The organism is cf. Phormidesmis sp. LEGE 11477 (assembly GCF_015207105.1).
Classification (GTDB): domain Bacteria; phylum Cyanobacteriota; class Cyanobacteriia; order Phormidesmidales; family Phormidesmidaceae; genus Phormidesmis.
Window position 1 is genome coordinate 13,020 of the sequence record NZ_JADEXO010000041.1, and the last position, 24,866, is coordinate 37,885.

The 24,866-nt window shown below is 49.5% G+C and carries 20 protein-coding genes; 14 read left to right on the top strand and 6 right to left on the bottom strand.

The features are described 5' to 3' along the window. Positions 1-100 precede the first annotated feature (100 nt). Both IQ256_RS13555 and cobJ read left to right on the top strand, forming a co-directional pair. A complete protein-coding gene (locus IQ256_RS13555) occupies positions 101-466 on the top strand; it encodes a transporter (protein ID WP_193856077.1) in 366 nt (121 codons plus the stop codon). 20 nt (positions 467-486) lie between these two features. After that, positions 487-2,439: a precorrin-3B C(17)-methyltransferase gene (cobJ, locus tag IQ256_RS13560; RefSeq protein ID WP_193856078.1), complete on the top strand. Its 1,953-nt coding sequence runs from the start codon at positions 487-489 to the stop codon at positions 2,437-2,439. Between the two features lie 8 nt (positions 2,440-2,447). Here the strand turns inward: cobJ and IQ256_RS13565 are convergent, their stop codons facing one another. Both IQ256_RS13565 and IQ256_RS13570 read right to left on the bottom strand, forming a co-directional pair. Next, on the bottom strand, positions 2,448-4,085 hold the full coding sequence (locus tag IQ256_RS13565; protein WP_228024855.1) for a hypothetical protein: 1,638 nt from the start codon (positions 4,083-4,085) through the stop codon (positions 2,448-2,450). Between the two features lie 412 nt (positions 4,086-4,497). Continuing rightward, positions 4,498-4,842, bottom strand: a complete 345-nt coding sequence (locus IQ256_RS13570; RefSeq protein ID WP_193856079.1) for a hypothetical protein — start codon at positions 4,840-4,842, stop codon at positions 4,498-4,500. A 261-nt stretch (positions 4,843-5,103) separates the two neighbouring features. Between IQ256_RS13570 and IQ256_RS13575 the strand changes: the two genes are divergently transcribed. The 6 genes from IQ256_RS13575 (at position 5,104) to IQ256_RS13600 (ending at position 9,947) form a co-directional block, all read left to right on the top strand. After that, positions 5,104-5,940, top strand: a complete 837-nt coding sequence (locus IQ256_RS13575) for a photosystem II manganese-stabilizing polypeptide (RefSeq protein ID WP_193856080.1) — start codon at positions 5,104-5,106, stop codon at positions 5,938-5,940. A gap of 311 nt (positions 5,941-6,251) precedes the next feature. Then, the gene (locus IQ256_RS13580) at positions 6,252-7,031 is read left to right on the top strand and encodes an RNA polymerase sigma factor SigF (protein ID WP_193856081.1); all 780 of its coding nucleotides are present in this window, start codon (positions 6,252-6,254) and stop codon (positions 7,029-7,031) included. A 161-nt stretch (positions 7,032-7,192) separates the two neighbouring features. Beyond that, the gene (locus IQ256_RS13585) at positions 7,193-8,176 is read left to right on the top strand and encodes a hypothetical protein (protein ID WP_193856082.1); all 984 of its coding nucleotides are present in this window, start codon (positions 7,193-7,195) and stop codon (positions 8,174-8,176) included. A gap of 220 nt (positions 8,177-8,396) precedes the next feature. Next, positions 8,397-8,612 carry a photosystem I reaction center subunit IV gene (locus IQ256_RS13590; protein ID WP_006457318.1) on the top strand — a complete coding sequence of 72 codons (216 nt, stop codon included), beginning with the start codon at positions 8,397-8,399 and terminating at the stop codon, positions 8,610-8,612. Positions 8,613-8,739: 127 nt separating this feature from the next. Continuing rightward, positions 8,740-9,597 (top strand): DNA-formamidopyrimidine glycosylase, encoded by an 858-nt coding sequence (locus tag IQ256_RS13595; protein ID WP_193856083.1) that lies wholly within the window; start codon positions 8,740-8,742, stop codon positions 9,595-9,597. Positions 9,598-9,731: 134 nt separating this feature from the next. Continuing rightward, on the top strand, positions 9,732-9,947 hold the full coding sequence (locus tag IQ256_RS13600) for an NAD(P)H-quinone oxidoreductase subunit O (RefSeq protein ID WP_193856084.1): 216 nt from the start codon (positions 9,732-9,734) through the stop codon (positions 9,945-9,947). A gap of 34 nt (positions 9,948-9,981) precedes the next feature. Here IQ256_RS13600 and ppk1 read toward each other — a convergent pair whose 3' ends face one another. The 4 genes from ppk1 to gyrA form a co-directional block, all read right to left on the bottom strand. Further along, positions 9,982-12,204 (bottom strand): polyphosphate kinase 1, encoded by a 2,223-nt coding sequence (gene ppk1, locus IQ256_RS13605; RefSeq protein ID WP_193856085.1) that lies wholly within the window; start codon positions 12,202-12,204, stop codon positions 9,982-9,984. Between the two features lie 293 nt (positions 12,205-12,497). Then, complete coding sequence (locus IQ256_RS13610; RefSeq protein WP_193856086.1) at positions 12,498-12,704, bottom strand: hypothetical protein; 207 nt, start codon at positions 12,702-12,704, stop codon at positions 12,498-12,500. A 247-nt stretch (positions 12,705-12,951) separates the two neighbouring features. Beyond that, the gene (locus IQ256_RS13615) at positions 12,952-14,739 is read right to left on the bottom strand and encodes a mechanosensitive ion channel (protein ID WP_193856087.1); all 1,788 of its coding nucleotides are present in this window, start codon (positions 14,737-14,739) and stop codon (positions 12,952-12,954) included. Positions 14,740-14,975: 236 nt separating this feature from the next. Continuing rightward, positions 14,976-17,711: a DNA gyrase subunit A gene (gyrA, locus tag IQ256_RS13620; protein ID WP_193856088.1), complete on the bottom strand. Its 2,736-nt coding sequence runs from the start codon at positions 17,709-17,711 to the stop codon at positions 14,976-14,978. A 763-nt stretch (positions 17,712-18,474) separates the two neighbouring features. On the opposite strand from gyrA, the gene IQ256_RS13625 reads away from it, so the two are divergent. The 6 genes from IQ256_RS13625 (at position 18,475) to IQ256_RS13650 (ending at position 24,847) form a co-directional block, all read left to right on the top strand. Continuing rightward, complete coding sequence (locus IQ256_RS13625; protein WP_193856089.1) at positions 18,475-19,527, top strand: histone deacetylase; 1,053 nt, start codon at positions 18,475-18,477, stop codon at positions 19,525-19,527. 373 nt (positions 19,528-19,900) lie between these two features. Further along, positions 19,901-20,788 (top strand): hypothetical protein, encoded by an 888-nt coding sequence (locus IQ256_RS13630; RefSeq protein ID WP_193856090.1) that lies wholly within the window; start codon positions 19,901-19,903, stop codon positions 20,786-20,788. Between the two features lie 247 nt (positions 20,789-21,035). Next, positions 21,036-21,419: a DUF5331 domain-containing protein gene (locus IQ256_RS13635; RefSeq protein WP_193856091.1), complete on the top strand. Its 384-nt coding sequence runs from the start codon at positions 21,036-21,038 to the stop codon at positions 21,417-21,419. Positions 21,420-21,576: 157 nt separating this feature from the next. Continuing rightward, a complete protein-coding gene (locus IQ256_RS13640; protein WP_193856092.1) occupies positions 21,577-22,074 on the top strand; it encodes a hypothetical protein in 498 nt (165 codons plus the stop codon). A 437-nt stretch (positions 22,075-22,511) separates the two neighbouring features. After that, complete coding sequence (locus IQ256_RS13645) at positions 22,512-22,961, top strand: hypothetical protein (protein ID WP_228024856.1); 450 nt, start codon at positions 22,512-22,514, stop codon at positions 22,959-22,961. 161 nt (positions 22,962-23,122) lie between these two features. Further along, positions 23,123-24,847: a peptide ABC transporter substrate-binding protein gene (locus tag IQ256_RS13650; RefSeq protein ID WP_193856094.1), complete on the top strand. Its 1,725-nt coding sequence runs from the start codon at positions 23,123-23,125 to the stop codon at positions 24,845-24,847. The last annotated feature ends 19 nt before the right edge of the window (positions 24,848-24,866 follow it).

Consider the following 24,866-nt stretch of genomic DNA (forward strand, 5'->3'; position numbering starts at 1 on the left):
TTGACTTACGGCGCACAGATGCATAACCCTAGAGGAGGGGCTACGCCATAGCCTAGTGAACACCATTTGGGCTACACGTACGCCGCGTATTTTTATAGCTGTGACTTTTTACGAATTTCTCTTGCTCCTGTTTTCGGTAGTGATGGCGGCTTGTGGTCAGCTGTTGCTCAAGCTAGGCGCTTTAAAGATTGAGTCGGTTGTGGCTCCAACTTTGGTAGGACGTGTCGTTGGTAGCGTCCTCATTCCCGAATTAATTGCAGGACTGGCTTTTTATGGGGTGGGTGCGATCGCATACATTCTTCTACTCTCTCGTGTAAAGCTCAGTATCGCCGCCCCTAGCTCTGCTTCTATCTACATTCTTTCTGTTTTCATCGGCATATTTGTTTTCAAAGAGCCCGTGTCGCTATTAAGGATGATAGGAATCTTTCTGATTGCCTGCGGTGTGATTTTAGTTGTCTCAAAGTAGAACAGGTTTGTAGTGTATCCATGTCACCTATTGCTGCAATTACGACAACGCCTTTGGGCTTACGCTGCCTAGCCCCACTGTGTGAAAGTTCGCCTGAAGGTCTACCACGTAATGGCGAGCGTAATGTCAAGCATAGAAAGGCCGCTCGGACCATTCAGCTATGGATTTCGCCTGGCCTGCAGCATGAGGCGGCCAACTTAAATCTCAGCTATTGTGTCTATGACACTTCTCTATCGGCTTTCTTGCAGGCGCACTGGCGAAAGTATGAAGGCTTTGTCTTTTGTTTGGCTAGCGGCGCGGTCGTTCGGCTGATTGCGCCCTTACTCACTGACAAAACCGTTGATCCGGCGATTGTTGTAGTCGATCAGGCCAGAAAAGTTGCTATTAGCCTATGTGGCGGACATCAAGGCGGTGGCGATCGGCTCACGCTGCAAGTCGGTCAGTTGCTAGAGGCCCAGCCGATTCTAACGGGTGCGGCGAATGGTCTAGAGCTACCTGCGATTGATACTCTAGGTAAGCCATTTGGATGGAAGCAAGGAACAGGAGACTGGTTAGGCGTTAGCAGTGCGGTTGCTAAGCAAGCGCCGATTCAGATCATCCAAGAAGCTGGCACAGACCTTTGGCAAAAGCACTTACCTAAATCTCACATCTTTCAATTTGGCTTCCCCGAATTCAAAGATCGAAACGATTTTCCTTCTCCTCAAGCCCGGATCTGGATTAGTCCTATTCAGCGAACTTTCAGCCCGGATGCAGCACTACCAAAAGCGCAGTGGCATCCGCGTGTGCTGTGGTTGGGGATTGGGTGTGAGCGCGGGACGGATAAAGCGCTAATTGCCTACGCTATTGAAAAAGCTTGCGTGGAAAATCACTTGGCGATGGACGCGATCGCGGGGGTTGCTACGCTCTCTCTCAAAGCGGACGAAGTGGGTCTGCTCGAACTGCTTCAGGAAAAGAATTGGCCGCTAAAATGCTTCGATGCAGACAGTCTGAAAAAAATCGACGTTCCCAATCCCTCTGAGATTGTTGAACAGGCTGTTCAGACGCCCAGTGTGGCGGAAGCTGCTGCTCTAAAAGCCGCAGGCTCTAGCCAACTGTGCGTTCAAAAGCACATTGTTAAGCAACCGGGGCTGACGGGCGCAGTCACTGTTGCGATCGCCCAGGCTCAAACTGAATATACCGGACGACATGGCCAGCTTCACCTCATCGGCACGGGGCCTGGCAGCCTTAGCCAAATCACGCCTGCGGCCAAGGCTGCCATTATCAACGCGGATGTTGTGATTGGCTACACGCTCTACATCGATCTGATTCGTCCGCTTTTACGTCCTGGCCAGATTGTCGAAGGGCTGCCTATCACTCAAGAACGGCAGCGCGCCGAAAGAGCAATTGATCTTGCCAGATGGGGGCTGACCGTAGCCGTTATCTCCTCTGGTGACTGTGGTATTTACGGAATGGCTGGGCTCGTTTTTGAACAGTTGCGGGCCACAGATTGGAACGGTGAAGTTCCGGCGGTTCAGGTCTTTCCCGGCGTCAGCGCTCTACAGTCTGCCGCTGCTAAGGTCGGGGCACCGCTGATGCACGACTTTTGCGCCATCAGCCTTAGCGACTTACTAACGCCCTGGCCCGTGATCCAGAACCGACTGCGCGCCGCTGCTGAAGCTGACTTCACGGTAGCTCTCTACAATCCCAAATCCAAAACTCGAACCCAGCAGATTGTCTTTGCTCGCGACTGTTTCTTGCAGCACCGAGACCCTAAAACGCCTGTGGCTTTGGCGCGATCGCTCTACCGCCCCGACGAGCGCATCACGCTCACCACCCTACAAGAGATGTTCACCCACCCGATTGACATGCTCACCACGGTTATCATCGGTAACCGCAGCAGCCAGAGCCATAAAGGTTGGTTCATCACACCTAGAGGATATCTACAAGATTCCGTAGAAGCACGTTCGCAAAAGACCAATGAAGAAAGTCTTTAAGCTCGCAGCTAGTTGCCTTCTACTTCCACACCTGCTGCGCCCGTATCTTCTGATCTTAACAGCACCTCGCGATCTATCCGCCGATCTGCCGATGAACAGAACTTTCGCGACCGATTGAATTCGGCGTCTAGCCAATCAAAAGAGAAATGACTGACCGTTTTCAGCTGAGGTAGCGATCGCTGCAGCGCATCCATCTGTGCTTCTAAAGAGGGCCTTTCTCGCTCCGTGATCCCCCATGCACCTGCTAGCGCAGGCTTCACCGTTGCCGGATTACGCCGCACATTTAATACTCGTCTTATTTCATCGACAATGCAGTTCGTATTTCCACAAACTGCATAGGCCATGGGATGAAAGTCTAACCATTCAGGGAATCGGTTCCAGTGCTGCAAGCGAGAATCATAGCCATTCCCAATCGCTCGATTACCGTTTGGAAAGAAGACCGCTCCGGCTGGAATGCCTGCTTGTCTCGCAGAAGTCGCGCCTGCCTGTAGAAAATCGACCACGCCCTGAATCGCATGGGCTACGCTCAGCCGCCATAGCTCAAGCTGTAAACCAGGTCGTCTTTCAGAGGCCGGGGCTAAATCATCGGGTGCTACAGGTGCAGGGGTCCGACTCTGCCAAAGCGGTTCTCCTTCACTAGGGTACAAACTGTCCGTTTGGGAAACATCTGTATCCGTTAGATAGCCCTGCTGCATGAAACGCTGAATGAGCGCTCGGCCCTTACCATTAGTTCCTCTTTGCACCAGCGCTTGTCTGGCCGCCGGACCGTAAATCCACAGATCCTTTACCCGACTTGCTACCGAATTACCGCCGACTAAACGCGGGTAGCGGACATAGTCGTACAGCGCGCCATCTGGTTTTCGCGCCAGCACTGCCTGCACCATCTGCTGATAGTCTTGCTGGGCAACGCGGTTGTAGGGATCGATAAATACTTCTTCAGACTTACCGCTCTTGCCGTTGTTGGCATAGTCCAGCGTATCTGATCCTCTGCCATTTCGAGCCAGTACCTGCCGTCTGTCGGAACGCTGACCATAGGAATAGCCAAAATTCAGGGTAAACATCCAAGCATAGGCATCTAGACTGCGCGCACGGGCGGCGGCGATCGCTTCTGCCAACAGATCGCGATCGGCAAATTCTTCAGCTTGAACGACACTTGGCCAAACCGTAGGGTTATCATTCTTGGGCAGCAGCACCTGACCATTAGAAAACGCTTCGATATAAACCTGGTTATAGCCAAGGTTCACAATCCGATCCATCAGCGTATCTAGGCCACCTGGGCGCAGGTCGCAGGGGTACAGCCTTAGCCAAACAGCTTGGTTCTCTGGCCATTGCGTGCGCCGGCAGTTTCTCATCGCCTCTGCATGCTGACGCGATCGCATCTCATACTGTCTCTGCGAGACTTCATCTCCCTGCAGTCCCGCTAAGCGTAAGGACTCTGTGCTCTGTGCTTCAACCTCAGAAATCTGGCAGAATCGGTTCATGCTCGCCGCAGCAGACTGAGCCATCGTAGAGCGAGCCATCATAGAGTGCAGCGACACCAGTAAAAAGCAGCTAAGCACAGCAATTCGCAGCCACTTTTGTTTCAGCCTCTGAGGTAGCCATACTCTGTAGAGCTTTCTAACGATTTGCTTCACTCTCAAGACCATAGCTGTTTGCTTAATTGGTTGCTTTGTCAATAAACTTTTTATTAACCTTTGGCTATCCTACTTTTTTCCATCTGTGATATGGCTAGTTAGCTGTGACACCTCTATCAGATGCACTAGTGACTTTGAGCGAAAAGTTTGCGTTAAAGGGCATAACCTACAGGAGCAAATACATTCACCTAACTGGCCGCTCCACTCCGCTAACGGTTTGATTGCCCTATCATTTTCATCGACAAAGGCTAGAAAGACTGCTGCTAAGCCATACAATTTAGCCTGACTACTTCAATCTCATCACCCAGTTTGATCACAATCTATAATACGAAGGTGAACTTATGATTAGTCACTGATTAGTCACTGATAAATCACCTATGAATATTAGGAAGAACATCAAAGACAAAACGGGGTTAGTCTCTGCCTAGCATGGCTTATCCGGGTCTTCTTCAGCATACCCAGATGTCTGTTCTGCTTTCTCCAGATTTTCTAGCAGAGATAAGAGTTGCATCCTTTGGATATAGGGCCATCCACCCTCTCGCTCAATGTCTTTCAACAGCCGATATAGCCGCTGTCGATTATCAGGCAGCGCATCTCTAAACAAGGTGTCTCGAATATCGTAATGTAGGCGCTCTAACCGCCTCAGCAGCTCCAATAAAGCGAGGCAGTTACCCTCTCTATGCTGTGCGGCAGATTGCACAGCCTGGACTAACTCGTTCAGGTCATTCTCATTCAGGTCAGTAGAGTCTTGAGAGGTAGAATTTCTCACCGTTTTAACTTTTGTAACCCGTTTGTTTGGACGATCTAGGCTAAACGCTCAGCAACACTGGTGCCTTCTGAATCGCGAAGGTGAAACCCTGTTTGCCTTGCATCTTGGCATTTCTATAGCCATCAACCTGATTGAGCCTACGCGATCGCTAGCCGCTAGTGCAAGCAGTTTACCGCTTAAACCTAGCCTCAAAACTGGACGGAGGCAGTGTAAACTTATGTACTAAATACCCTTTAACATCTAATAATCTTGAGGTTACCCATGAGGTATCGCGCTCTTCTTGCTGCGTTTTTTGCCCTTTGCTTAGGCGTCTTGACAGCCTGTAGTGAAGCCCCTTCCGCCACCAGCGAAATTCCACTCACTTATGATCAAATTCGCAACACCGGACTGGCTAATAGCTGTCCTCAGGTAGATGAAACTCGCCGTGGTCAAATTCCGATTGAAGACGGCACTACCTACAAATTAGTTGACCTGTGCTTAGAGCCTACGAGCTTCTTTGTTAAACAGGAGTCTGCCAACAAGCGAAAAGAAGCTGAATTTGTTTCTGGAAAGTCGCTCACTCGCTATACCACTTCTATTGAGCAGGTAAGTGGCGATATCAACCTTCAAGAAGACGGTAGCCTAGTCTTTGATGAGAAACTAGGCATGGATTTCCAACCTATCACCGTGCTTCTACCTGGTGGCGATCAGATTCCTTTCCTCTTCACTATTAAAGGGCTCGAAGCTCGCTCTCAGGCCGGCCTTAACGCAATCACTACGTCCACTGATTTTGAGGGATCGTTCCGAGTGCCCTCCTATCGCACTTCCAACTTCCTCGATCCTAAGGCGCGAGGTCTGACAACTGGCTACGATAACGCAGTAGCACTGCCTGCCCGCGCTGATGCGAACGATCTAGCCAGAGAAAATGTTAAGGCCTTTGATGTTGGTAGCGGCACTATCTCCTTGCAGATTTCTAAGGTAGATAGCAATACAGGTGAAATTGGCGGTACGTTTATCTCCGAACAGCCTTCTGATACCGATATGGGAACTGCCGCTGCAGACGATGTTCGCTTGCAGGGCGTTTTCTATGGTCGGATTGAAACTGAATTCGACGCTTAGATTTGTTCTAACGGCAGCTCAGCTTTTATTTGATTCAGTTTTGCTTTGATCTAGTCATACTTTGGCTAGCACTAAAATATCTTTCGAAAAGGGCACCTTCTACGGTGCTCTTTTCTTTTGGCTAGCTCTCCAAGTTTTTGATTCCGTAAAAACCCAATTGCGATAGAAAATCGGCCTAATTACGCTGATCTTATTAGCGCTGTAGCTGAACTACATCAAATTTGACTTAGTACTCTAGCTGGGGCGCTAATAGTCCTTCTTCTCCATTGGCCCAAGGATCTCTATTTCGATATCCGATGGGTTTTTCTTGTATGCACGCTTCACCTCACAAGGTTCTGAAGAATCAGTCTCTTGAGCTTCTCAGCCTCTACCAAAAAGATCGCTCGCTTCAGTTGCGTAATCGTCTAGTGCAACTCAATATTGGACTAGTCCGCCAGGAAGCACACCGCTGGCTACGTCATTCTGGTGAGACTTTTGACGATTTGATGCAAGTCGGCAGTCTAGGCTTGATCAACGCTATCGAGCGATTTGACTTAGAAAGAGGATATGCATTTAGCTCTTTTGCTATTCCCTATATTCGCGGTGAGATCCAACACTATCTTCGGGATAAAGGGACAGTTGTCCGTATCCCGAGAAAATGGCAGACTCTGCAAAGTCAATCAGCGCACGCTATCCGACATCTGCAGAGTGAGTTGAATCGTAAACCCAGCGACCATGAAGTTGCCGCTCAGCTTGACGTTACTGTAGAAGAGTGGCAACAAGTGAAGCTAGCTAGCAGCAACCGTCATTTGCTCAGCTTAGACGCGCCTGTTAGAGAAGACGGCAGTGGGGCATCGTCGCTAGGCGATCTTTTGCCCGATGCTAGCTACCGCAGCTTTCAGCTTGCTCAAGAAGACAGAATTCGGCTTCAGCAGGCGCTAGGCCAGCTAGAAAAACGAACCCGTGAAGTCTTAGAGTTTGTCTTTTTGCACGATCTCACTCAAAAAGAAACTGCTGAGAAGTTAGGTATTAGTTCTGTCACGGTCTCACGCCGAGTCAAAAAGGGGCTGAAGCATTTGCAGGTAATTATGCGACCAGCCAGAGAAGGATGACTAGCTACAGCAAGGATAGACCAAACCTGTTAGTTTTATTCCTTTCTGTCTACTCTAAGAGGGCGCAGGTTTCTGTATAACGTCCGCTCAGCGATCAGTAAGTGGCTAGTAACCGGACTAGAGCGACCGCGCCAGATTAAAATCCTTGACTTATCTGTCCTATGCGAAATCAAAATGTGCGGCATCTGCTACTGGTCTTAGCAGTAACAGCTCCATTAACTGGCTGTCAGTATTTAAGTGCTGGGGAAGATATTGAAATCATCGATCCGATTGCCGCTACGCAAGAACGGGTGGCTGAAGCGGGTCAAGGCGTCGCTAGTGCGCTAGATGGGACAGCCGACAATGAAGCATTTGAAGATCCTACGATAGATGCGCCACCGATTGTGACAGCGGACTTGATTCAATCAACTGACCCATCAGCTAGGGCTCAGAAAGTCTCTAGATCGCGCACCGATCCATTTGCGACTTTGCCCATTCCACTAGCGCCTGAACTGGCGGAGCTACCCGAAAGAACCAGAGCAAGCGCAAACAACACTGGTAGAAATAATGCTGGCAGCAGCAATGCCAACAATTCTTCTGGCTCTTCTGCCCCTTCTAGTCCGACGCCGCCAGCCGTCCGAGTGCAGGAAGAACCGCTGGTAGAGCCCTCGCCCGTTGTAGAACTGCCTTCTATTCCTCAGCCTGTGGTGGCACCGACCGTTGCTGTTTCCGGCGTGATTCAGCTAGGCGGTACCCCTTATGCAATTGTTCGAGCGGGTAACGAGCCTGAGCGGTATGTTCGGGTGGGCGATCGCATTGGCAATGGCAGCGTTCGAGTCAAACGCATTGATACGCTGGCCTATGAACCGAAAGTGATCTTCGAAGAAAATGGGATCGAAGTGGCTCGACCCGTCAGCAGCGCTGAGACAGCGGCTGACGCAGCCCCCGCTGAAGACGCGGATGAACCGGTGGCGGCGTTTCCTGCTAGCTCCTCTAGCTCCGTCGCTGCTCTACCAACACCAGCGGTATCTGTACCAACTGGCTCAGCAGGGCGAGCGTCAACCTTTCTTCCTCGCATGCCGCTTCCTCCTGCACCTGGGGCCAACCTGCTACAGCCAGCCCGTGGCTACATACCTAATAGTTTGATCTTGCTACCACCCACGTAAGAATCTTGTGCTCGAACTAATTTGGTGCTCGAACTGCTGTGTTTTTATATGCATCGAGTGAGAAGGGTTTTGAGCCGCTATCTTTGCAAAAGTTATCGCTTCGTAGCAATAAAACTTAAAAAGTGAGGATGAGAAGCAACAGAGTAGTAATGTTGAGAGATAAGTAGCGTCTGTCAAAAACCTACTGTCTGTCTAGCATTTTGTAAGAGGGTTAGTATTCATGGTTCAGCGTGGTTCTAAGGTTAGAATTCTCCGCCCAGAGTCTTACTGGTTTCGAGAGGTTGGCTCTGTTGCTTCAGTCGACCAAAGCGGCATCAAATATCCTGTTGTGGTGCGCTTTAGCAAGGTGAACTATGCCGGTGTGAACACCAACAATTTTTCTGAAGCAGAGCTAGTAGAAGTAGAGGCTCCACCGAAGAAAGCTGCTAAGAAATAGAAGATCCGAAGCCAACAAAAGAGGCTGTACGCTTAATACGCGCTGTAAATTGCTAAGCCGGTTGCTGTCTAAAGGTGTCTATACTGGCTGTACTTTAATTAAGTAGTAACCGCTATAGAAGAGTGCAGTGCCTGAGCTTCCTGAAGTAGAAACCGTCCGTCGCGGTCTCAATCGAGTCTCATTGAATCAGCCAGTTCGAGGAGGAGAAGTACGTTTAGCACGTACGATTGCCTACCCCGAACTGGCTGATGATTTTTTAAACGCGATGACTAGCGCCCAAATCAATAGCTGGCATCGGCGCGGCAAATATTTGACAGCAACGCTGCAGCAGGGCCCTCTATCTAAGCTAGAACCAGCGGGATGGCTAGGCGTTCATTTACGGATGACTGGGCAGCTACTGTGGGTCTCTAGGGATGAGCCAGTGCAGACACACTGCCGAGTCAGGCTCTTTTTTGATGATGATAAGGAGTTGAGGTACGTTGATCAGCGCACATTTGGGCGGCTGTGGTGGATACCGCCTGATAGGGCTATAGAATCGGTGATGACTGGTTTGCAAAAACTGGGGCCAGAGCCATTTTCCGAAGAATTTTCAGCGGGGTATCTAGCGACTGCATTAAGGGGAAAACAGCGTCCAATCAAGAATGCGTTGCTAGAACAGCGCTTAGTTGCAGGCATTGGTAATATCTACGCAGACGAGGCGCTATTTTTAAGCGGAATTCGACCTACAGCGGTGTGCGATCGCCTCTCTCGCAAAAGAATTATCAAACTACATCAGGCCATTCAAGACGTGTTGACAACTAGCATCGACTCTGGAGGAACTACCTTCAGCGATTTTAGAGACGTCCATGGCACCAATGGCAACTACGGCGGGGTGGCTTGGGTTTATGACCGAGAAGGAAAAGCCTGCCGAAACTGTGGCACACAAATCGTGCGAATAAAGCTAGCGGGGCGATCGGCCCACTATTGTCCAAAATGTCAGCGATAGTCTTGATGGCGATACAATAAGCGGTAGGCAGCAGCCACTACTGGCAGTCGCAGTTCGCACGAGCGACCAATAGCCGATTGCTAAGGACTGCTTGCCGATGGCTAACGATTAGTACTTGATTACGTGAGAGAGCTATGCCAGTAAAGAAAGGAGATTTCGTTCGTCTGGTTCGAGAGAAGTTTGAAAATAGCGTAGAGGCTAAAGCAAGCGACACCCGCCTTTCTAGCTATGTATTTGACACCAGAGGCGAGATTTTAGATGTTCGCGATGATTATGGCTTGGTCAAGTTTGGTCGTGTGCCTACGCCCAATGTCTGGCTGAAGCTAGAGCAGCTAGAAAAATTCGAGTAGATCGAATTGATAGACGTATAGAGTCAGTCGGATACTAACTCTGGCTGAGCGCCTTCTCCATCAAAATCTTGTGCGTGCTGATCTCGTCTTCGTCTTTTTCAGGCTGTATCTGTATGTAGGTGCCATCCGCCCGCATTTCCCAAGCTTGACGGTTGTCCTGCAAGCAAGTTTCTAGTAAGGCTGCTAGTTCTGAACGCAGCGGTGGATCTTCAATCGGTACTAAAGCTTCTACTCGGCGATCTAGATTACGAGGCATCCAGTCAGCGGAGCCGATGTAGAACAGCTCATCGCCATCATTGTGAAAATAGAAAATGCGAGAGTGTTCTAGAAACCGCCCAATGATGCTGACCACATTAACATTTTCGCTTAGCCCTTCAATACCCGGACGCAGGCAGCAAATGCCTCGAATAATCAAGTCGATCTTGACTCCAGCTTGGGAGGCTTTGTAGAGCTCGGTAATGATATCAGCATCGACTAGGGCGTTCATCTTGGCAATGATATGCCCCTGTTTGCCAGCTTTGGCGTTTTTAGTTTCTTGCTGAATGAACTGAGTCATGCGCGATCGCAAATCTACAGGCGCAATCAGCAGCTTTTTGTAGGTCTGCTGCCGCGAATATCCGGTTAAATAGTTGAACAAGTCAGTAAGATCCGTACCTAGTTCCTCTCGGCAGCTCAGTAGGCCAAGATCTGTGTAGAGCTTGGCCGTTTTAGGATTGTAGTTGCCGGTGCCAATATGCACATAGCGACGGATGACGTTAGTCTCCCTTCGTACGACTAAAGCGACTTTAGTATGCGTTTTTAGTCCCATTAGTCCGTACACCACATGTACGCCCGATCGCTCTAACGCCCTAGCCCAGTTGATGTTATTTTCTTCGTCAAACCGAGCCTTCAGCTCTACTAGCGCGACCACCTGCTTGTCATTTTCAGCGGCTTTGATCAGAGCATTTACAATCGGAGAATCACCTGACGTTCGATACAGCGTCATTTTGATCGCTAGCACGTCTGGATCGATCGCCGCTTGAGTGATGAAGGTTTGCACCGTTCCTGAGAACGCCTGATAAGGATGGTGAACTAGGCGATCGCGCCGCCGAATGAACGAAAAAACATCTTCTCCTTCTCGCTGAGCAGCTAATTTCCAAGGGGCAGGTGTCACCGGCTTCCAACGGTCATCCTTGAGCTCACTAAGGGGCAATCCCATAAAGCTCATTAGGTCAGTAAGCCCTAGTAATCCTTCAACGTCATAGACATCATTTTCACGAAGAGAAAGCTGGTCTAGCAGCGTGGCTCTCATCGGCCCGTTAAGACCCTTCTCGATTTCCATCCGTACGACTGAACCACCAAGCCTACGCTTGCGTAACTCTTGTTCGATAGCCAGCATCAGATCGTCAGCCTCGTCTTCTTCTACCGACAGATCTGCATTGCGCGTAATGCGGAAGGTATAGCAATCTTTGACGCTCATACCAGGAAAAAGTGCTGCAATATTGTGAGAGATCACTTGCTCCATGGGTACACCTGTCCAATGACAAGGCTGCGCCCCTTCTAGCGATTCGGGTAGCTGAACAAATCTAGGCAATACCTTAGGCACTTTCACACGAGCAAAGTGAGATTCAGCAGAGGCTTGATCTTGAATCTCGACTGCCAGATTAATACTGAGGTTTGAGATATAGGGAAAAGGGTGTCCTGGGTCGACTGCGAGAGGGGTTAAAACTGGAAAAATCTGATCTTTGAAATATTGGTCTAAGTAGTCAGTCTGCTCTGCGGAAAGCTCTTCATAATCAAGCAGACAGATATCATTAGCTATCAACTCGCCTCTTAGAACGTTCTGAAGATAGCTATGTACCTGATCGATCATTGGGCGCAGGCGCTGACCAATCGCTTCAAGCTGCTCGGAGGGCGTCCGTCCATCTGGCGTCCGCTTGTGAACACCAGCTTCGATTTGCTGCTTAATTGCAGCCACTCGCACCATGAAGTACTCATCTAGATTGGAGCTAAAGATCGCTAGAAATTTCAGCCGTTCTAGCAGCGGTGTGCGTTTATCCATGGCTTCGTGTAGTACCCGGCGGTTGAACTCTAGCCAGCTCAATTCTCGACTGATATACCACTGTGAGTCGCCTGGCTGTAAAAGAACAGCATCGGCGTCTGCTGATTTCTTCTTAGCCTGATCTTGAGCCTGCTCCTTGGTTTGAGTACTGCCGTTCTTGTCCGTAGTTTTTTTCTCGGACTGATTGGTAGATTGAGACCTAGCAGATTTACCCATGGCGCTTTAATCCAAGATTATTGTGGTTAACGGTCGATGACTTTTTAACTGTCGGTTCTCCGTGCTAGAACGCTTTACTTCAAGACTCTTTGTTGCGGTGCTTTTCGACTAAAAACTAGCTAATTCAAGACTTTCAAATTTAAGCTGTCTCAGCTAGAGATTGCTCGGCTCAAGACTTTTGACCAACAGCGCGTTACTGAGCATCTTCCGGGGCGTGCATTTTGTGGGCTGCCCTTCTAGCATCTTTTCTCTAGGGAATGACTGCTGATAGACAGGTATCGGCAAAGAGGCGTCTAGAAGACATCTTTTTCTTGACCCACCCACCATTCGCCTATTTTCATTAGCTCTTCGTGGAGTTCAGCAAGCTGGCTATTGAACGCTTCTACACTCAGGGTATGACGTCGTTCTTTGAGCTTGGCAAGCCGTAGCTGAATAAGTAGCCACGGTTTACCCATGCCATCGGTAGCTTCTATGTATCTAGCAAGCGCTTCACTATCCATGCAGTCTTCTTTAGGTTCTTAGACTTCTTCTTCAACGCTGATTATATATGAGCGCTTATCAACAGTGCTTGATTCGCTAGGTACATAGATAGCACAAAGGAACCCGCAGCTAGAAGGATTCCTCTTCGCTACGGGTTCGGTTTTGTTGAGCTATACCGTTGCTTATGCAAGCAATCGATTGGAAGTCAGTTCTAGCGCTGAGGTTCTAGCACTGGGATCTATCACTTAGATCAAACACCCGATCTGTTCAACGCTTGAGCTCATTGAGCCAGTCTTTAAGCTGAGCACCTGCAACTTCGCGGCCACCTAGACCGAAGGCGATCGCAATGGCGATCGCAACCGCTCCTAAAAGTAAACCAAACGTCAGGTTGACAATGTTTGGCGCAACGCCCATCTGTCCTAGTGCCATTGCACCGACGAAGGCTAAAATCGCAACGCGGGCTGCTTGAGCTAGCGTATTAGAAGAAGAACCGCTGCTGCTCTTGATCAGGCGGAAAGCAAGGTTGGCGATATAGATACCAATACCGAAGATTAGAACACCGATCAACACCTGCCCAGCGATTTCCATTACCGCCCGCACAATAAGTGTCAGCTGATCGAGCTGAAGGATTTCAGTGGCGGTAACTGCGCCAAAGAGCACGATTGCGACCAGGACAACTAGACCAGCAACTTCTGAAGGCGTCTTTCTAGAGCTAGTAGAACTCGTAGAACTAGAACCTAAGTCAGAGCCTAGACTCGTAGAACCTAGACTTGTAGAACCCATACCGGTAGAGGTCGTGCCGGTCGTAGGTGGCTGTAGGGTAGTGGGTGACTGCAGGGTAGTTGAGCCCGGTTCTACAACTCCGGTTCCAGAATCGGGGTAAGCCCCAGGTGTCGCTGGCTCGGGAGAAGAGATATCGGGTAGACCCAGTGCTTCTAAGACGCTATCGAAACCAGCACTAGAGAGCAGATTAGTCACTAGCTCACCGACAAAGCGGCCAATGAAGTAGAAGACCGTTAGAACAATACCAGCCGCTAATAGCAGCGGAATGAAGTTCAAAATCTGTTCGAGCATGCCGATCGCAGGATCGGAGATGGCATCGATATCTAGCGCATTGAGCGCTGCGATCGCGGCTGGAATTAGAATTAAAACGTATACGATAGTGCCTGCTAGACCGGACAAAGACGTCTGATTAGCACTCGACGTCAGCCCTACCCGGCGGCCTAAATTATCAACGCCTGTAGCCGATAGCAAGTTAGTCACAATGCCACGAACGACTTTGGCTAGTAGCCAGCCCACCGCAAAGATAATACCGGCCAGAATGATCTTTGGAATAGCCGCTAAGAACTGGTCAATTAAATTCTGTACAGGTGAAAGTAGGCCATTGAGTTCTAGTGAATCTAGAATTGGTGGCAAAAACAATAAAAAGATGAACCAGTAGAGCGCATTGCCCAATGTCTCATTGATTTTGATCGAGTTCTGTCGAGGATCGACGCCAGTGTTCTCAGCGAGCCTATCGTCTAAGTGAAAGGCTTCTAACCCCTTGACCACCAGCGTTTTGACGATCGTTGCGACCAGCCAAGCAACCGCTAGCAAAACGGCAGCGCTGATGACACGAGGTAGATATTCGAAGACAGTCTCTAGCAGCCTGCTTAGCGGCCCTGAGACAACCGTAAGTTCTAGCCGCTGCAATACAGCAATAACCGTGAATAGGATAACTATCCAAAAAACGGCGTCGCCCACCCACTTTGCTACGGACAAGTTTTCGGGCGACTGTCCTGTTATTCGAGCGGCGATATTATCGTCAATGCGCGTGCTTTTGAGAATGCTACGGACTATCCAAGACACCACAAAGGCGATACACAGACCGATAAAGCCGATGACGATGGCCCCAATCACATTAGGCAGCGCATTGGTAAAGCTTTCTCCAAGGTTTTGCGTGACTCTACCGAGATTGAAACTGCTATCAGTACTAGCTTGAGCAAGGGTCGGAGGTATGCCGCCGGGCCGGACTAAGCTAATACCTGTGCTGACAGGAGGTATTAGAGGAATCATAATTTCTGTAACTTGTTGAAGGGTCTAAAACGTAGCTAGTATCAGTTATCAGCAAGATTTACTGATAATTGAGATAAGAGTACCGCTTCATGGTTATTTACAGGAGAAAATCTATGCAGATAGTCTTTTTTTGTTAACAAAACTATCTTTGCATCTATGCCGCCAGGCAGGTGCCCCGCTCAACTACCCTAAGAAGGGCGTGAGCGACACCGTCAGATTGGACTAATTCCTTTGATTCAGACTCCGTTGCCAGTCTCTTCACCAGCATCTGTATCAACTTCTGCTAGAGGGTCGGCAAAAGGGTCAACTGCTATCGAAGCATCAAACTCAGAAGAAATAGAATCCACGTCTCTTTCTTCCGCCTCTAGGACTGAGACTACTTGGGCTTCGGCGGTAGTTTCAGCAACTGCCTCAGCCACATCTTCAGAGGGCATCTCATTGTCTGATTCGTCTAGATGAGGAACTAAGGCAACCGCTGCGATCGCATCGTCACTGTCTAATCGCTGCAGCTGCACGCCAGTGGCCATTCGCGACTGGACAGAAATAGCATCGACTGACTGACGCATGATAATGCCACGCTGACTGACAATCATCAGCTCATCATCTGGTCCGGCAATCCGCAGCGCTATTAGCTCGTCGCCGTCCTTGCGGAATTTCATCGCCACCAAACCCATCCCGGCGCGATTTTGCAAACGGAAGTTCGAGACCGGTACTCGCTTGCCTAGCCCACCTGAAGAAACGACCAGTACCCACGGCCCTTGATCGGCATTACCTACCTCATCAGCGTCTTCATCCACATCGTCGTCTAGTGCGCCTTCTACCTCTTCTACGACTTGCGAGGGCAAGATATCCATACTAATGAGCTGATCGCCTTCTCTCAAAGACATCGACTTCACCCCTTTGGTAGGCCGACCTAACGGACGCAGCTGAGCGTGATCGGCTTTGAAATGGATCGTCATCCCTTTTTGTGATCCGATTAGGACACTGTCATCAGCCGTGGCCATTCGTACCCAGCGCAGCTCATCGCCATCTTCTAACGAAATGGCAATGAGGCCGTTAGTTCGGATCCGACTAAACGCAGATAGCGCTGTTTTTTTGACAAAACCGCCTTGGGTCAGCATGACTAAATAATCGTCTTCGCTAAATTCGCTCACGCCAATGACAGAGGTTACTTTTTCTTTCTTGGGGATGGGCAGCATTTGCACCAGGGGGTAACCCTTGGCCGTACGAGAGCTTTCGGGAATCTGGTAGGCCCGCAAAGAATAGGCAACGCCGCGATCGCTAAAGAACAGAACGTGATCGTGCGAGCAGCAGGTGATGAAGTGCTCAATGCCGTCATCGTCTTTCATGCGAGTGCCTGATTTACCTCTAGTGGCGCGGTTCTGCGCCTCAAAGGTATCGACTAGCATGCGCTTGATGTAGCCTTGCTCGGTTACCAGAATTGCCACTTGCTCATTAGCGATCAGCGAAATGTCTGAGAGATCATTTTCGTCAGCTTTGATGATCGTGCGCCGCTCGTTGGCATGGGCATCTCGAATCTGGGTCACTTCTGCTTTGATGATGGCGAGAATGCGATCGCGATTCGCCAAAATATCTTCTAGATCTGCAATCTTCTCCGTCAGTGCCTCATGCTCTTGCTGAATCTTCTCAGCCTCTAGCGCTGTCAATCGGCGCAGCTGCATCTGCAAAATCGCATCGGCCTGCGTCGCCGAAAATCCATAGGATTCGATCAGCTCTTCTTTTGCACTAGCCGCATCTGCCGACGCTCGAATTAGCGCGATGACCGCATCTAGGTTGTCTAGCGCAATCAAATAGCCCTGTAATAAATGATCTCGCTCTTGAGCCTTACGCAGTTCATACTGAGTGCGGCGGGTAATTGTTTCTACTCGAAAGTCGAGAAAGACCTGTAAAAAGTCCAGCAGAGACAGTAGCTGAGGCTCGCTATTGACTAATCCCAGCATATTGACGCCAAAATTATTCTGTAGCGGCGTCTGCTTGTAGAGATTGTTGAGAACCACTTTGGGATAGGCATCGCGCTTGAGCTCAATGACAATCCGCATGCCATCTCTGTCGCTCTCATCGCGCAGATCAGAGATTCCTTCTAGGCGATGCTCGTTTACCATATCGGCAATCTTTTCGATCAGCGCCGCCTTGTTGGTCTGATAGGGCAATTCGGTGATAATAATCGTCTCTCGATCAGGGCGACCGCGAGTCTCCTGAGTTTCAATCGTCGCCACGCCGCGCATTGTCACCGAGCCTCGACCCGTCGCATACGCTTCACGAATTCCTCGACTACCAATGATTTGCGCGCCAGTTGGAAAATCAGGCCCTGGTATATACTCCATCAGCTCCATGCTGGTGAGCTCGGGGTTGTCAATCAAGGCGACTACGCCGTCAATAACTTCACCTAGGTTATGCGGTGGAATGTTGGTTGCCATTCCTACCGCGATTCCAGACGAGCCGTTGATTAGCAGCTGAGGAATACGAGCAGGTAGGACAACTGGCTCTTGCTGCGAACCGTCGAAGTTGTCAGCAAAATCGACCGTTTCAGACTCAATATCCTGTAGCAGCGCCGCGCCAGTCAGCGCCTGTAATCGCGATTCGGTGTAGCGCATCGCTGCTGGCGGATCGTTATCGATCGAGCCAAAGTTACCGTGACCGTTAATCAAAGGATGGCGCATAGAGAAATCTTGGGCCATCCGCACCAGCGCGTCGTATACCGCCGTATCACCATGAGGGTGATATTTACCTAGCACTTCACCCACCACGCGGGCGCATTTTCTAAACGGGCGATCGGCAGTCAGTCCGAGCTCGTGCATAGCGTACAGAATACGTCGATGCACGGGTTTGAGGCCGTCCCTGGCGTCTGGGAGCGCTCGTCCTACAATTACGCTCATAGCGTATTCAAGATAAGACCGAGACATCTCGTTTCGCAGATCAGTGGGAACGATCCGCTCTTGGGGACTACTCATATGGAAAACTCCAGGAATTCTCTACGGAAAACTCAAAATTGAATCTCAATGGAATGAAATTTTACTTCAAACCCTTTTACTCTGTTTTACTCGCTGCTTCTCGCTTTCTGCTTCTCGCTTTCTACTTTTCACTCTCTGCCTTTTTCTCTATGTTTTCTCTGTAGCGGTGATATGGCGCTTTATCCCATTCTCCTAGTGACCTGTCTAATCGCCTATACCACTAGGTCAAAGTTTTCTAGAACAGAAATAGAAAAGCTCAGACTTAAGTAGCAAACAGCCATCGCTAGAGTTCAGTCAGCTATAGACTGGATTTAGTCTTTGATAATTAAGCATGAAGAACAAGGTTATGAGAAATTGTTTAAGGATGAGGAATCTATTTAGATGAATCAGACAGGGTTAGATCAATCAGACAGGCATAGCGCTAGGGAAGCGTTGCCAAAAAAACAGGGCGAATGAAGGCTTGAACTAAATACTAGAAAACAAAACATAGATTGATTCGAGATGGGTTTTTATCTTTAGTCTTTAGTCGAAATAGAGAAAATATTAAACAAGTAAACCAACACTGCTGAACAACCTGAAAAAAAACGGATGAAATCCTTTGATTTCGAGTACAACTGATAGACTGCAAAAAATGTTTAGTTTAGACGTTTATTCTATCATATTTTGGCTATATTTTCGGGTTCAAAACGGTCGTTGCTTAGCGGTTTTCCCTTGCCCTTTGACAGCGTCCTTTGAGATATTCTATGAACTCCTCTGATACCTTATGAAACTGTCGTTTCCAGTTTTTTATAGCAATCTATTTACACATCACAATACGGGTGCTGGACATCCTGAAAATGCTGGGCGGCTAAGGGCTGCGGTTAACTACCTTCGAAGATGTCAACAGTCAGAGTCAGATGATGATGCTTGGGCTAGACGCATCGAATGGATTGAGCCGTCTTCCCGGCCAGTGCTAGACCATATCTATCGAGTACACAATCAAGGCTACGTCCGGGCTTTGAAGAAGATTGCTGATGGCGGCGGTGGCCAGATTGATAGCGATACGGTAGTCAGTGCTCAAAGCTATGACGTTGCAATATTGGCCGTAGCGGCTTGGCTAGATGGACTCGATTGGGTATGTCAACATCGCGCCCCCGCCTTTGCACTCGTTCGCCCGCCAGGGCACCATGCGGAAAGTGATAGAGGAATGGGATTTTGCCTGCTGAGCAACGCGGCGATCGCAGCTCACTACGCGATCAATACCAGTAGTCCGAATGCCAGCAGTACAAATAGCCTCAGTTCTTCTTCATCAACCTATTCGAGCAATTCCGACCTGCCAGATGCCGCCGCTGGCCCTGACAAACTGGCCAGCAACCGATCACAAATCAACAAAGTTGCCATTCTAGATTGGGATGTTCACCACGGTAACGGCACCCAGCACCTAATCGAAGCAAATTCGCAGCTGGCCTACTGCTCCTTTCACCAGTCTCCAGCCTATCCAGGCACTGGCCAAGCCAACGAAACTGGCAAGTTTAACAACGTATTGAACTTACCCGTTCCACCGGGCGCTCAGCTTAGCGATTATCAAAAGCTTTGGTACGAGTATGCCTATCCTTTTTTGTCAGATTTCGGTGCTGATCTTTTGATAGTCAGCGCTGGCTACGACGCGAATCAAGCCGATCCTTTAGCAGGCGTATGTTTGCAGCCTGATGACTATGGCTGGTTTGCTCAGGCGTGTCAGTCGCTGACGCCTGCCGTTTTATTTGGCTTAGAAGGGGGCTATGATTACGCTGCTCTGTCCGAATCGATTGCAGCTACGATTCGAGCCGCTGCGTAGGACTGTATTCTCAAAGCTGTATTCTTAAAACAGTAAAGTAAGCAGGATAAACGACGAAAACAGACTAAATTTTGAGCGCGATAGCGTTGTTTGGCCCCAGTTGAGTAAGCAGCCTCCAAAGATATTCAAAAGGTAGGTAGTTTTTAAGGTGTTTCGACTATTCCGCAGATTTTTCAACTTTTTTCGCAAAGAGGCCGCTCCGCCTGACGGATCAGAGCTAGGCGATCGCACCGTAGCTCTCTCCAGAAGTCTATCTAGTTCAGAGTCCTCCAGTTCAGAGTCCTCAGCTTCAGACAATTCTGCGCCTTCAACGCCTTCTTCTGGCCAGTTGACTACTGACTCTGACTCTTCTGATTCTTTAGCAGGTATCGCTGTGACTACTCAACCTTCATCAGACGCTCGAATTGAAAATCTCAAGCAGGTCGTTAACGTTTTACGGGCCTACAGTATTACCTTTGGTCAGCTAGAAGACGAGCTAGAGCTGCGGGCAGTCGTTGGCGCGATCGCCGCTAGCATAGCAACCGTATCGATCAAAGATCGCCAGCTAGAGCCTTTTATCGACGAGGCGATCGCTGCCTACAGCAGCCTGGGGACAGACGCCTCATTAGTCGATGCAGGGGCACAGCTACTGGCCGAAAAAGCTTCTATATGGCTAGACGAACAAGAAATAGCCATCATCAACATTATGAATGCCTACCTGCAGCAGTTTGCCCCTGAAGATGCAGACTGGCAGACTAATGACATCATCGGACTTGCTCAGACTATCATCGCTACTCTAAACGACGGCTCGCTGAGTCGCTCGGGCAGCAGAGTGCTGGTCAAACGGGTAATCGCTTCTTTTGAGGTCAAAAAGGCGCTGAGTCGCTGGGTGGCACCAGAGTGGATTGCGATCGCCCAGCGGGTTGCTAGCTACACCGAAAAAGGAGATCTGCAATTAGAGCTGCAGTCAATTACCTGGGCATACGTTCAGCAATTTCAATCGATCTTGAGCCCCCAGCTAATCGAGCAGATCATGGAGAAGGGATCAATAAATGTTTCTGCTGCCGAATTTATGGCGGGCGATCTGGGTGATTTTTCTCAGATGCTGTACTACAAATTTCAGCTACTAGAGGCCGACCCCCTCGTAACTAAAAGTCATGAACAAATTGCAGCCGGTGTATACCAGGCCGTCGAAGACTTCAAAGCTCACCGTGAAACCGATGTCGATGTGACCATGGGCGTCTCAACTGGCGGTTTAAAAGTCAGCAGTCTCTTCAACTAGTCCTGATCGCTAGCTAGTGGTCCGTTCTTTGCTATGACGATTCTACAACCGTAAATCTAGTGAAAATTTATTGATAAAAATAGTTTGATATGCCCTAGTCAACTCGCCTGAAGGGTGCTAGATTGCTGCGATATTGAGGCAATTACATCTGCCTCGATATTAGTTTGTGTCCGCTCGTTTGTGTCTGCTCATTAGCTAGGCTGCACAGCGCTAGCTGACTTTTCGACGATTCCTTACAGGTTGAACAATGGCCTTTTTTGAGAACTTTACTTCTGTTATTCGAGACAAGTGGTTGGACTACTTTCGTGCCAACCGCACCTGGCTAGAAGTGCAGATGGCCACGACCTCTGTCCGCACGCCTGAAGGGGGTCGCAGGCCGTCTTCTTTTCTGATTTTGGGTGTTGTCAACGCCCTAGAACCGAAACTGTCTAACCTGATGGTGCCGTTTTATCAGCTGAACTCTGATGAAGATGCGCTGATTGACGTATTGGGGTTGAACTTCGATCCAGAGGCCGTACTAGACAACGGCGAGGTGGGTAAGACGATCGATGCTTCATCCGAAGGCAATACGCCCTTGCTTGAGAGCGAACCGTCAATAGATAAAGATGTGGACGCCTGGCCGCCTAGTTAGGTGCCCCAATTGAGCATGCATGAGCGTTCATTAAGCAGTTTATTTACCCTAGCTGGCTAACTCAAGACTCTTCTACTATGCCGATTCTCACGCCGAGAACTAAGACCATATCGTCGTGATACGATTGGTTTGAAATCTTATACAGGCGGATAATTCCATGGTAGATCGTCCTATCAAGAAGAGCGATCGCGAAGCAGCTCAGCAAACCAATCCTAGCGACGACCAGCCAAAAGCAGCGAGAAACACCCCTAAGCCGGTCAAAAAAGCTGACCGCACTGACGGGGGAGATAGCAGCAAGCGCGATGACCGTGACGATCAAGGGCGCGGTGGTAGAGGCAAGCGAAAAGGTCGCGGTCGCGGTAAAGACGATGCGCCCAAAGCACCGATGAATCCGGCCCTGATGCGTGGTCCTAAACCTACTAAGAAAGTGGAAGAAGTGGTGGAAGCTGCCGCTGAAGAGACCGTCACTGAAGAAACTGCTACCGAAGAAACGGTTACCAGCACCGAAGAGGCTGCTACTGGCGAAGCTGCTACTGGCGAAGCTGCTACTGAAGCAGCGGTTACCAATACCGAAGAAGCTGCTGCTGGAGAAGCTACTGCTGAAGCAGCGGTTACCGAAGCAGCCACCGAAGAGACTGCTGTTTCTGAAGCCTAGAAACGCCGCTGTATTGGCCTTGTTTTAGTCTAGCCTTTAGTTTTTGCATACCTGAATTAGGTAGCTGAATACAGACAACAGAACTATAGAGAAAAGGTCGCTATGTGCGGCCTTTTTTTGATAGACCATGTTGCAAAAAAATTCCCTAATCCTCAAATGAGAAGCTCACAAGAGAACCAGGGAACGGTCGGGTGCATCTACCACTTAATTCTTCCACGGTGAAACTGACGGTCAGGACAAAAAATCACAAGAATATACGCACTCAATCTAGGTATCAAATATTTCCATCAGAGAGAGTGAATACTGAGGTATCTGCATTGTTCCCTCACTGATATGTTAACTTTTATATCCAAAGCCTCATTTTCTTTTTCATGGCTGTGACAACTTCCTCTACATCTGCTGTTACATCAGAGCCTGCTCTAGGGACCCCTCGGCCAATGACACGGGTCATCCTGCTTTCGGTTCTGACTGGCCTTTTGTACTACGGCTATTACAAATGGGTGATTCAAGATGAGCTAAAAGTCCATGATCAGAAGGTCTGGTCTGGCGCTCTCTGCCTGGTTCCGTTCGTCTTGGGTATTGCTGCGCCTTTGCTACTAGCAGTCTTTGACCCTGACGTACCAGGTTGGTTTGGTCGGTTTGCTTTTCTAGGCGTGCTTTGGATCTACATTGTGCAGTTTCGGCTGTACCGGGAAATTAATCGGCTGTATGAAGCGCAGGGCTGGCAGGCACCTTTGGTATCTTGGTGGATCATTGTGCCAGGTTTGAATCTAGTTGTAGGACTGCGGCAGATTCATTTTTTGAGTGAATACTGGGCGCGTCTATCAGATACGCCTGTGAGCGATCCAATCGCTGAGAAGCTACCGTTTCTATCGGCAAATGCTTAGCAACAAATGCTTAGCGAAAGTGAGTAGAAGAGAACTGTAAGCTTTTGTCGCTTCGCCTAGTTTCTTGGCCTCTACTATCCTGTATGCGTGTGATGAAGTTTTTATTGTCTGCTTGTAAGTGGCCAGGTAGGTCTGCGCTGAATCTATCCGTGGGTTTGTCCATGGGCTTGTTGTTGACGAGTCTGGTAGCCTTATCGAGCTGTTCTCGTCCGCTAGTAGCCGATAGTGAACCTGAAGCTTCACGCCGCAATTCAGTGCTGAGGCTGCTGTATAGCCGAACGCCAACAACGCTCAATCCCCATCTAGCCAGCGGCTTTCAAGACTTTGAGGCAGCGCGAATTGTCTATGAACCGCTGGCGACGTACGCAGCCGACGGCAGCATGGTTCCAGTTTTGGCGCAGGTGATTCCAACGCCAGAAAACGGCGGTATCGCGGCGGACGGTCGGTCTATCACCTGGCGACTGAAGCCAGATGTTCGCTGGTCAGATGGCCAGCCCTTTACGGCTGAAGATGTCGTGTTCACCTATAGCTTTGTCAGCGATCCACAAGTAGCAGCGGTCACTGAAAAATATTACAAAGCAATTGAGAAAGTTGAGGCGATTGATCCGCTGACGGTCAAAATTACGTTCAAAGAGCCAAACCCATCTTGGGCACTCCCTTTCACAGGACAAAACGGCATGATTTTGCCGAAGCATATCTTTGAGAAAGTGCAAGGCATCAACGCCAGGCAGGCCCCCGAAAACCTACAGCCCGTTGGCACAGGGCCCTATCGATTTATCACCGTAACGGAGGGCCGCTGGACCTATGCAGCTAATGAACAGTTTAGAGAGGATCTTCCTGCTTTTACGCTGGTGGAGCTAGAAGGTGGCGTCACCCCTTATGAAGCAGCACAGCGGGTATTGCGTGAGGGGTCAGCGGATTTTGCTCATAACTTGCAGATAGGCGTAGACGATCGTTTGGCCCTAGCCGCCGATAGTGAAGGTCGGGTGATGGCAACGTTTGGCGCGTTTGTAGAACGAATCATGCTCAATCCGACCGACCCGAACAAAGCAACTGAAGACGGCGAGAAGTCGAGCGTAGAGAATCCGCATCCATTTTTAAGCGATGTGCGGGTACGCCAGGCGATTGACTTTGCGATTGAGCAAACGGCGATCGCAGATGAAATCTATGGCAATGCGGGCCAGCGAACCAACCAGCTACTGCCCTTTCCACGCAGCTACACTAATCCTAACTTGCCCTATCGATATGACGTGACCAAAGCCAACGCCCTGCTGAACGAAGCGGGCTGGAAAGATACCAACGGCAACGGCATTCGAGACAAAGACGGGATTGAAATGCGTCTGGTCTTTCAAACGCCGATCAATCCCGTGCGTCAGCAGACTCAAGAGTTTGTCAAAGAGAGTCTAGCGGCAGTAGAGATAGAAGTCGAAAACCGCCAGGTAACTATGGACGATTTCTTTTCTGCGAATCCTGCTCAAACTCGCAGCCTTAATCACTTCTATGCAGATATGCAAAAGTACAACGCCGGTAGCGATACGCCAGATCCTTCTATCTACATGAGCTGGTGGCTGTGTGACGAGGTTGCTTCGCTAGAAAATAGGTGGCAAAAGCCCAACAACGGTCGCTATTGCAATCCTGAGTATGACAAAGTTTGGACCCAGGCCAGCAAAGAGCTAGACCCAGAGAAGCGATCGCAACTTTTCCAGCAGATGAATACGATTTTGAGCCAGGATGCAATTGTGATCCCGCTGGTGCGGCGAGCGGTGACGAATGGGGTGAGCGATCGCATCACTGGCGTAGATCCTACGCCTTGGGACACCAGCACTTGGGACATTGGCACTTGGATGCCTGCTGAATCTTCGGCAATGGAATCCGAAACACCTTAGACAGCTGCGCCATGAGCAC

Bases quoted from the DNA above. Each gene is read 5' to 3' on its own strand.
- IQ256_RS13565 (WP_228024855.1), bottom strand. From the start codon at position 4,085: ATGGTCTTGAGAGTGAAGCAAATCGTTAGAAAGCTCTACAGAGTATGG.
- IQ256_RS13635 (WP_193856091.1), top strand. From the start codon at position 21,036: ATGGCCTTTTTTGAGAACTTTACTTCTGTTATTCGAGACAAGTGGTTG.
- gyrA (WP_193856088.1), bottom strand. From the start codon at position 17,711: ATGAGTAGTCCCCAAGAGCGGATCGTTCCCACTGATCTGCGAAACGAG.
- ppk1 (WP_193856085.1), bottom strand. From the start codon at position 12,204: ATGGGTAAATCTGCTAGGTCTCAATCTACCAATCAGTCCGAGAAAAAA.
- IQ256_RS13640 (WP_193856092.1), top strand. From the start codon at position 21,577: ATGGTAGATCGTCCTATCAAGAAGAGCGATCGCGAAGCAGCTCAGCAA.
- IQ256_RS13610 (WP_193856086.1), bottom strand. From the start codon at position 12,704: ATGGATAGTGAAGCGCTTGCTAGATACATAGAAGCTACCGATGGCATG.
- IQ256_RS13600 (WP_193856084.1), top strand. From the start codon at position 9,732: ATGCCAGTAAAGAAAGGAGATTTCGTTCGTCTGGTTCGAGAGAAGTTT.
- cobJ (WP_193856078.1), top strand. From the start codon at position 487: ATGTCACCTATTGCTGCAATTACGACAACGCCTTTGGGCTTACGCTGC.
- IQ256_RS13650 (WP_193856094.1), top strand. From the start codon at position 23,123: ATGGGCTTGTTGTTGACGAGTCTGGTAGCCTTATCGAGCTGTTCTCGT.
- IQ256_RS13625 (WP_193856089.1), top strand. From the start codon at position 18,475: ATGAAACTGTCGTTTCCAGTTTTTTATAGCAATCTATTTACACATCAC.
- IQ256_RS13590 (WP_006457318.1), top strand. From the start codon at position 8,397: ATGGTTCAGCGTGGTTCTAAGGTTAGAATTCTCCGCCCAGAGTCTTAC.
- IQ256_RS13580 (WP_193856081.1), top strand. From the start codon at position 6,252: ATGCACGCTTCACCTCACAAGGTTCTGAAGAATCAGTCTCTTGAGCTT.
- IQ256_RS13585 (WP_193856082.1), top strand. From the start codon at position 7,193: ATGCGAAATCAAAATGTGCGGCATCTGCTACTGGTCTTAGCAGTAACA.
- IQ256_RS13575 (WP_193856080.1), top strand. From the start codon at position 5,104: ATGAGGTATCGCGCTCTTCTTGCTGCGTTTTTTGCCCTTTGCTTAGGC.
- IQ256_RS13615 (WP_193856087.1), bottom strand. From the start codon at position 14,739: ATGATTCCTCTAATACCTCCTGTCAGCACAGGTATTAGCTTAGTCCGG.
- IQ256_RS13645 (WP_228024856.1), top strand. From the start codon at position 22,512: ATGACACGGGTCATCCTGCTTTCGGTTCTGACTGGCCTTTTGTACTAC.